General features: G+C 74.8%; 4 protein-coding genes and 2 rRNA genes. 4 read left to right on the top strand and 2 right to left on the bottom strand.

Translation table 11 applies throughout. The features are described 5' to 3' along the window. The 3 genes from HCN52_RS20680 to HCN52_RS26525 form a co-directional block, all read left to right on the top strand. Positions 1-100: ribosomal RNA gene (locus HCN52_RS20680) — 23S ribosomal RNA — on the top strand; the annotation flags it as partial. Between the two features lie 132 nt (positions 101-232). Next, positions 233-349: ribosomal RNA gene (gene rrf, locus HCN52_RS20675) — 5S ribosomal RNA — on the top strand. A gap of 140 nt (positions 350-489) precedes the next feature. Further along, the gene (locus tag HCN52_RS26525; RefSeq protein ID WP_280923945.1) at positions 490-2571 is read left to right on the top strand and encodes a tetratricopeptide repeat protein; all 2082 of its coding nucleotides are present in this window, start codon (positions 490-492) and stop codon (positions 2569-2571) included. Positions 2572-2707: 136 nt separating this feature from the next. Here HCN52_RS26525 and HCN52_RS20665 read toward each other — a convergent pair whose 3' ends face one another. Next, positions 2708-4003 carry a DUF1015 family protein gene (locus HCN52_RS20665; protein WP_168089963.1) on the bottom strand — a complete coding sequence of 432 codons (1296 nt, stop codon included), beginning with the start codon at positions 4001-4003 and terminating at the stop codon, positions 2708-2710. A 172-nt stretch (positions 4004-4175) separates the two neighbouring features. Between HCN52_RS20665 and HCN52_RS20660 the strand changes: the two genes are divergently transcribed. Next, complete coding sequence (locus HCN52_RS20660) at positions 4176-5183, top strand: HAD hydrolase-like protein (RefSeq protein ID WP_312876806.1); 1008 nt, start codon at positions 4176-4178, stop codon at positions 5181-5183. A gap of 109 nt (positions 5184-5292) precedes the next feature. On the opposite strand, the gene HCN52_RS20655 is transcribed toward HCN52_RS20660, so the two are convergent. Then, positions 5293-6126, bottom strand: a complete 834-nt coding sequence (locus HCN52_RS20655; protein ID WP_168089961.1) for a siderophore-interacting protein — start codon at positions 6124-6126, stop codon at positions 5293-5295. Positions 6127-6252: the final 126 nt, after the last annotated feature.

Below are 6252 nucleotides of genomic sequence, written 5' to 3'. Positions count from 1 at the left end.
GGGGTAAGGCTCCCTGTAGACGACAGGGTTGATAGGCCAGATATGGAAGCCCAGTAATGGGTGGAGTTGACTGGTACTAATAGGCCGAGGGCTTGTCCATAGTTGCTTGCGTCCACTGTGTGGTTCCCGGATAACAAACGGTTTCCGGTGAACCAGTTTCTTCAACTGAAGAGTGTGCTTGTTCGCTAGAGCTGTTTTGGTGACCTCGTTCGCGAGGTGCATCCGAAAGAGTTTCGGTGGTCATGGCGAGAGGGAAACGCCCGGTTACATTTCGAACCCGGAAGCTAAGCCTTTCAGCGCCGATGGTACTGCATGGGGGACCGTGTGGGAGAGTAGGTCGCCGCCGAACAATCTTTGAGGGGCTGTTGCCCCCAGCGTTCATGCGCTGGGGGCAACAGCCCCTTTTTTGTGTGCCCTCGGCGGTCTGCCGTTGGGCGAATGCCGTTGCACGGAATGTGGTGCGTCGGCAGAGAAGTCAGGAGCCACCCCATGTCCCATGCACACGACGACAACCGCCGCGACGATCGCGGCAGCCGGCCCAGCGGGCGCGACCACGGTGACGGCCGTGGATACCAGCGCCGCGACGACCGTCCCCGCGGCCCGCGCCGTGACGACGACCGCCCTTCCTACCGGAGGGACGATGACCGTGGCGGGTTCCGTCGCGATGGTGACCGGCCCTCCTACAACCGGGATCGTGACGACCGTGGTCCTCGTGGCCCGCGCCGTGACGGTGACCGGCCCGCGTTCCGTCGTGACGACCGGCCCAGTGGCCCGCGTCGGGACGACCAGCGCGGCGGCGGCTTCCGCCGTGACGGCGACCGCCCCGCCTACAACCGGGATCGCGACGACCGCGGCCCCCGCGGGCCGCGCCGAGACGACGACCGGCCGTCGTTCCGCCGTGACGACGACCGGCCCGCGTACAAGCGCGACCGTGACGACCGTGGACCCCGCGGCCCGCGCCGTGACGGTGACCGGCCGTCGTTCCGCCGGGACGACGACCGTGGCGGGTTCCGTCGCGATGGTGACCGGCCCGCGTACAACCGGGACCGTGACGACCGCGGCCCCCGTGGCCCGCGCCGTGACGGTGACCGGCCGTCGTTCCGTCGTGACGACCGGCCCAGTGGCCCGCGTCGGGACGACCAGCGCGGCGGCGGCTTCCGCCGTGACGGCGACCGCCCCGCCTACAACCGGGATCGTGACGACCGTGGTCCCCGCGGCCCGCGCCGTGACGACGACCGGCCGTCGTTCCGCCGTGACGGTGACCGGCCCTCCTACAACCGCGACCGTGACGACCGCGGCCCCCGTGGCCCGCGCCGTGACGGTGACCGGCCGTCGTTCCGCCGTGACGACCGGCCCAGTGGCCCGCGTCGGGACGACCAGCGCGGCGGCAGCTTCCGCCGTGACGGCGACCGCCCCGCCTACAACCGGGACCACGACGACCGCGGCCCCCGCGGTGGCGGTCGTTCCTACGGGCGTGACGGCGGCGACCGGCGGGACGACTACCGGGGCGACCGGTCGCGCGAGCAGGTCCGGCGACTGCCGATCCCGCCGGAGGTCACCGGCGAGGAGATCGACCCCGACGTCCGCCAGGAGCTGATGACCCTCCCCAAGACGCTGGCCGACGACGTCGCGCGCAACCTGGTGATGGTCGCCCAGCTCCTCGACGAGGACCCCGAAGCCGCCTACGGGCACGCGAAGGTCGCCCTGCGGCTCGCCTCCCGCGTCGGCGCCGTCCGGGAGGCCGCCGGGTTCGCCGCGTACGGCGTCGCCAAGTACGCCGAGGCGCTGGCCGAGTTCCGTGCCGCGCGACGGATGTCGGGCTCCTCCCACCTGTGGCCCGTGATGGCCGACTGCGAACGAGGGCTGGGCCGACCCGAGCGGGCACTGGCCATGGCCGGAGAGCCCGAGGTGACCCGGCTGGACAAGGCGGGACAGGTCGAGATGCGGCTCGTGGCGGCAGGCGCGCGGCGCGACATGGGTCAGGCCGAGGCCGCCGTGGTGACGCTGCAGAGCCCTGAGCTGGCCTCCACCTCCTCGCAGCCCTGGACGGCGCGGCTCCGGTACGCCTACGCCGACGCGCTGCTGGCCGTGGGCCGCGAGCAGGAGGCCCGCGAGTGGTTCGCCCGCACGCTGGAGGCCGACCAGGCCGGTGCCACCGACGCCTCCGACCGACTGGCCGAGCTGGACGGTGTCACCTTCATCGACGCGCTGGACGACTCCTCGCAGGAGGAGAACGCCGACGACGACGGCCGTGCCGCCGCCGATCGCGACGACCGTGACGACCGCGACGCCGACGAGCGTGAGCTCGACGCCGCGGACGACCAGGCGGACGAGGACTGGCCGGTGCCCGGCACGTCCACCGCCGGCGCGGACGAGGACACCGACGAGGCCGACGAGGAGGCCCGGACCGAGGCCGAGGACCGGCCGTCGGCCGCGGTCGACAGCGACCAGCCGACCGACACCGCGGTCACGGAGCTGCCCGCCCCCGACGGCGGTGCGACGACCGAGGAGCGCGTGGACGCGGAGGGCGCCGTGACCGACACCGAGCGGGGCGTCGCCTCCGCCGGCTGAGCGGCCGCACCACCGCACCGCCTGTGGTGACCGAGGGGCCGGGTACGGACAGCAACTGTCCGTACCCGGCCCCTCGGGCTGTCCGGGGGTCTCACCGGTGGTCGGCGGCTGTGATGAGCCGTCAGCGGAGCGTCCGTCAGCTGTCCTCCAACAGCCGCAGCACCAGTCCCGTCGCCGGCTTGGGACCGAAGGACGTCGACTTGCGGGGCATGGTGACGCCCTGCCGGGCGAGCTCCAGGACGGTCCGCTCCTCGACCGGCCGCATGAGGACGGCGGTTCCGCCGTGTCGAGCCGCCTGCTCCAGGGCGGCGTCCGTGTCGTGGAGGTAGGCGATGTGGGACGGCAGGTCGGGTACCTGCCACACCGCTCCGAGCAGGGCCGCGTGCAGCACGGTGGCGTCGAGACGGCGCCACGCCTCCGGACGGCCCACCGGCACGGTGCGCCGCAGCAGTTCCGGCGCCGGCGCGTCGAGCAGGTGGTGGGCCCCCTTGCCGTCGGTGAGGACGAACGCCGGGCCCGCCGCGGCGGCGAGCGCGGTGAGGGCGGCCCCGGTGTCGCGCCGCTCCAACCGGCGGGACCGGAACGATCCGGCAGCCGCTGCCAGGGCGCGGTCCGGCGGCAGGTGGCGCAGCACCCGATGGATCGGCCGGACCTGGAGCGGATAGCGCGCGGTATCCACCAGGAGGACGAGAGCACGGTCCCACGGCGGTGCGTTGCCGTGCTCCTGGGCCACCCGCCGGCTGGTCGCCCACCGGTGGTGGCCGTCCGCGATCAGCGCGGTTCGCCGGGCCAGGTCCTCGGCGACCCCCCTGATCTCGGTCGGGTCGGTGAGCGCCCACAGCCGGTGGGCGAAGCCGTCCTCGGTGACCGTGGCCAGCAGCGGCGGCCGTGTCACGGCCCGGTCGATCGCCGCCGCCGTGGAGCCCGCCGGCGCACCCGCTCCGGGGGCCGCGTCCCGCGCCGCGGTGTCGCCCCGGTATCCCAGGAGCAGCGGTTCGAGGTTGGCTGCCGTCTCGCGCAGCAGCGCGGAGCGTTCGGCGACCACGTCGGGAATCACGTCCTCGTGGGGGAGGACCACACCGTCGGCGGGCAGGCCCAGCCGCAGCGCGCCGATGACGCCGCGCTGGAGGGTCGGCCCGCGGCGCTGTTCGTACACGTAGAGCGCCCGCTGTGCGTCGCGGGCCAGCACGCCCTCGTGCAGCCACTCCTCCAGGGTGCGCGCGGCGACCCGGCTGGCGGGGCCCTCGCCACCGGCCTGCGGCAGGATCAGCCGCACCACGTTGTGGGGGTCGGAGGTCCGCAACTCGTCGACGCCGTCCGGCCGGACCACGACGTCGTAGGGCGGGGACGTCACGGCCGCGAGGTCCCCCACGCGTTCCGGCACGTACCGCACGCCACGGAACGGAGCCAGGTCGAGACCGTGTGACAGCATCCCCGCATGGTAAGCGCCGGGGCGGCCCCAGGGCAGGGTGATGCGTGCGCGATGATCGGTGCCCATGGACGCAGACCGCACAGACCGCACAGATCGCACCGCCGGTACAGACCACGGAGCACGCCCGCCGGGGACACCGGTCGGTGGCGGGCCGCTGCCGGCCGGATCGGACGTGCCGCTCGCGGAACGCCACGACACCGCGCTCCTGGACCTGGACGGGGTGGTGTACGTCGGCGGGGCCGCGGTGGAGCACGCGGTGCCGTCGCTGCTGGCCGCGGCGCGGGGCGGGATGCGACTCGCCTACGTCACCAACAACGCCGCCCGCACGCCGGAGGTCGTGGCCGCCCACCTGGCGGAGCTGGGGCTCCCCGCGGTCCCCGGGGAGGTCGTGACCTCGGCCCAGGCGGTGGCGCGGTTGGTCTCGGAGGCGGTGCCGCCGGGCGCACGGGTGCTGTACGCGGGGGCGGAGGGGCTGCGGTCCGCGCTCGCCGAGCGCGGACTGGTCCCGGTGGAGTCGGCCGACGAGGAGCCGTTGGCGGTGGTGCAGGGGTACGGCGGACCGGACCTGCCCTGGGGGCGACTGGTCGAGGCGTCGGTCGCGGTCGGTCGCGGGCTGCCGTGGTTCGCGTCCAATACGGACCTGACCATCCCGACACCGCGCGGGATCGGTCCCGGCAACGGTGCGGCGGTCGAGGTCGTGCGGATCGGCAGCGGCGGCCGCCGGGAGCCCGTGGTGGCGGGCAAGCCGCAGCCGCCGATGCACCGCGAGTCGGTGATCCGCACCGGGGCGCGGACCCCGCTGGTGGTCGGGGACCGACTGGACACCGACATCGAGGGGGCCCACAACGGCGGCGTCGACTCGCTGCTGGTGCTGACGGGCGTCACCGACGCGGCGGCGCTGGTGGCGGCGGAGCCGCGGCACCGGCCCACGTATGTGACGGCGGACCTCCGCGGGTTGCTCGCGCCGATCCCGGCGCCCGTCCCCGTGCCGGCCGCCGAGGGCGGCGGCTACCGGTGCGGTGGGATGCGGGCCGTCGTCGACGGCGGTGTGGCGTCCCTGGACGGGGCCGGTGACCCGGTGGACGGGCTGCGGGCGCTCTGCGGTGCGGTCTGGGAGACGGCTCCCGACGGGCGGCACGCGGTCGATGTGCGGGAGGCCGTGGCGGCGCTGGGGCTCTGACCGAGGCCGCGCCGGGGCCGGGTACCGGGCCCGGTGGCCGCCTCGGTATCCGACGCCGCTCGGTACCCGGCGGCCGCCCGGGCCTGCCGGTGCGGCCGAGGCCGCCGGGTCAGTCGTCGGCCACGGCGGTGAGCGTGGCCTGCGCGAGCAGTTGGTCCTCGGAGGCGCCCGCCCGCCAGTAGCCGGTGAACGTGACCTGCCCGCGGTCGAACCCGCGCTCGCCCACCAAGTGGCGGCGCAGCCGTTTCACGCCGGCCGCCTCGCCCGCGATCCAGGCATAGGGGGTGCCGGCGGGCAGTCGGGCGGCGCGGACCGCGTCGTGCAGCTGGACCGCCGACCGACCTCGGCAGGTCCAGGTCACGTCGCTGGTCGCGCGGGTCGGGAGCCAACGACGGTCGGCCGGGTCGGGGATCTCCAGGAAGACGCGGGCCTCCGTGCCGGCGGGAAGTCGGTCGAGGATGCCCGCGATGGCGGGCAGCGCCGTCTCGTCGCCCGCGAGCAGGACCCATTGGGTGCCGGGCGGCGGGCGGAAGTCGACACCGCCGTTGTCGGGCTCGGTCGGCCCGAGCAGCACGGCGTGGTCGCCGGGCCGGGCGCGTGCCGCCCATCGGACGGCGGGGCCGATGTCGCCGTGGAGGGCGAAGTCGACGTCCAGTTCCTCCGGCGCGTGGCGCTGGTCGCGGACGGTGTAGGTGCGCATCACCGCACGGATGTCCGGGTCCATGGCGCACCACTCCGGGTACCAGCGGTCTCCGGCGGCGGACGGCACGAGGGCACGGTCCTGGCCGGGGTGGGGCAGGAACAGCTTGAACCGCTGGTCGCGGCCGCCGGAGGCGAAGCCGGCGAGGTCCGGCCCGGTGAAGGTGACCCGCACGAAGGTGGGGCTGAGGCGCTCGGTGCGCAGGACACGGGTGTCGAAGAACGCGAAGGGTGCGTGGGTCATGGCGTGCGGTTCCTCTCGCGGAGTGGGCGTCCTGGGGCGCGGTACGGGCCCCGGGGTGCCTGCGTGGCGCGCGCCGCCGGGAACGCGGGCCCGGCGGGGGAGGGGCGGGTCACCGCGGGGCCGGCG

Source organism: Streptomyces bohaiensis, from assembly GCF_012033785.1.
Lineage (GTDB): Bacteria > Actinomycetota > Actinomycetes > Streptomycetales > Streptomycetaceae > Streptomyces > Streptomyces bohaiensis.
The sequence above is the reverse complement of the archived record's forward strand: the minus strand, read 5'-3'. Positions and strand labels throughout refer to the sequence as shown.

Coding starts and splice junctions, on each gene's coding strand:
- HCN52_RS26525 (WP_280923945.1), top strand. CDS start 490: ATGTCCCATGCACACGACGACAACCGCCGCGACGATCGCGGCAGCCGG.
- HCN52_RS20655 (WP_168089961.1), bottom strand. CDS start 6,126: ATGACCCACGCACCCTTCGCGTTCTTCGACACCCGTGTCCTGCGCACC.
- HCN52_RS20665 (WP_168089963.1), bottom strand. CDS start 4,003: ATGCTGTCACACGGTCTCGACCTGGCTCCGTTCCGTGGCGTGCGGTAC.